2 protein-coding genes are annotated in these 2,292 nt (G+C 36.8%); both read right to left on the bottom strand.

Features of this window, described 5'->3' with window-relative positions:
* Positions 1-25: 25 nt before the first annotated feature.
* Positions 26-862: a DUF6708 domain-containing protein gene (locus GA0061080_RS12095; RefSeq protein WP_091126161.1), complete on the bottom strand. Its 837-nt coding sequence runs from the start codon at positions 860-862 to the stop codon at positions 26-28.
* Between the two features lie 17 nt (positions 863-879).
* Positions 880-2,205 carry a hypothetical protein gene (locus GA0061080_RS12100; RefSeq protein WP_141683172.1) on the bottom strand — a complete coding sequence of 442 codons (1,326 nt, stop codon included), beginning with the start codon at positions 2,203-2,205 and terminating at the stop codon, positions 880-882.
* Positions 2,206-2,292: the final 87 nt, after the last annotated feature.

Below are 2,292 nucleotides of genomic sequence, written 5' to 3' on the forward strand. Positions count from 1 at the left end.
ACTTGCGGTTGATATTTGGATGGCATTATTTATTTCCTAACTTTTTATACTCGGCATCTATTTGTTGATATTCTTCAAGCGAACTGGCTTTGGATTTTTTGTCGATTTCTTCTGGCCAGTTGACTTTGATGGGCCATGTGAACGCTTCTTCTGGCATCAACTCCCTATCCAAATTATTATCCGAAAAGGCCATATAGTTATTTATCCACATCCATTCGTTATAACCTAAACTGGTACTGCCCGCCAACAGAAAGTGGTCAATCACTTTAGTGGTATCAGGTTCGCATACCACACATTCTAGACGGTAGCTTCTAACCATTCCGCCACTAGCAATAGGAACTGATACTGAGGTCATACATCCTTGGATATCTGCCCAATTAAACTCTTTAACACTGATCTCTTTGGCTCTAAAGGGCGAGCGAGTAAAGGTAGCCCATGAACCACAATATAACAGAAAATGGTCATAAATATAAACCTTACCTGTTTTACGGTTAAAGCGAACAGGACAATCTTCAGGACAGAATAAAAAAGTAAGAAAAAATTGAATAAATATTTGACTGCACATTAAAAACACAAAAAATAAAAAAATAAATAGTGCTTTATAGGTATCAAAATAAAATATAGCAAAAAGTACAGCAACTAATCCAGAATTTGCTATCAATACACATATAAAGAAAAGAATAATAACAATCAATCTAATTAATAAGCTTCCCATCCCTGTGAAGCGCCGAGAAAGCTCACAATAATCATCATTAGCATAACGTAATTTTTTATTATTACTTAAATGTAATTTTGTTGTATATACCCCTTTAGGCAAATCGTCGCGCCATGCGGAAACTTGTGGTTGATATTTAGATGGCATTATTACGTTCTCCTTTTTTAATTGATAATATGTTCCACTCGTAGGGGCGATTTGGCGTCTTTACCTTGCCAGTAATGTAATATGCCAATCACTTTTTTGGCTTTAAAAAATAATTCAGCAATTTTTTGATCTATCACCACAGTACCATTTATATTTGATTTGATAGGATAATCTTTAGAAGCAACCCAGCGCACTAAGTCATAATTACATTGATTGGGTGATACCGTAACATTCAGATTTTTATCGTCTTTACCTTTTTCAATTTTGACCTTAGCCGATTGCCCTTCAGAATCTGTTAGATAGACCATACAGGTATAACGGCTGTGCGCATCGAAATTGGGTAATTTAATATGCACATGCAGCCCCCCCGTATAATCTAATATATCAAGATCATTCTGACTGTACATAAAGTAATCAGCAAAAAGTTCTAAATCCATAGAATCATAATTTAAAGCCAAATAAACACCTGAAATATAGGCAAAATAGTCATTTAACGCGGCACTGGTGCCAACGGCGGTAAGAGGGTAAGGTTGCCCTTTTTCTGGATGTTTTTGCATACCAAAATAGCAACGGTTAAACCACACTTCCATGGGCGACCAACGCTCGGCTTCTGAGCCCATATACACTAAAATTACGCCAATAACGGCAATAGCTATAGCAACTAAAGCTAATGATAAAGGAATAACAGCAATACCTAAAGCTCCAACAAAATTTATAATTCCTGATAAAAGTATTAATGAACCACCAGCACCTACTAAAAATCCATCTAAAGTATCACCATTTTTCACATAACCACCCCCTTTATAAATATCCATGACCCCATCTAATATCGTAATAAGCGCCAGCGTTGACCCAGTGACTTTGATAAATTTCTCACAACCCGGTATCATGGTGGTAAAGATATTGGTTTTGGGTAATACATTACCGACTATTTTAATCGTGTGAGCCATTACTTCGGCCGACATTAACGACATAATTACACCAGTCTTTACCATGTCATTAAGAATTTCCTCTTTCACATCTTGCCGCATGTCACGCCCTTCAGCCTCGAGTGCTTGCCTATTTTGACTGAATAGGTGACCTTGTAAAAATATCATTACCCCATTCATCAAAATCCCTTTTGAGGCATCAAACGTGACTCGTCGGTTATTGATTTTCTCTATTGCTATTTCAAGTTTATCTAGGGTTAGCTCGCCACTAAATTGGTGGGCATGCTTAATTTCAGCGCCTAATACCTTTTTGGCTTTGGCAAGGGTGGTTTCTTTTAAATTGCCGCCTTTTTTCAACTCATCAATCATTTTATTCATTGAGGCTATATCATCAGCTACTACCATAAACTCCATTTGAACCTTTTTTTCGAGCTGGCTTTTAGGGCGTGTTGATCTTTCGTGATTATTTTTTAGACGGCATGATGTGAGTTATAATAATTC

This window comes from Gilliamella intestini (genome assembly GCF_900094935.1).
GTDB lineage: Bacteria > Pseudomonadota > Gammaproteobacteria > Enterobacterales > Orbaceae > Gilliamella > Gilliamella intestini.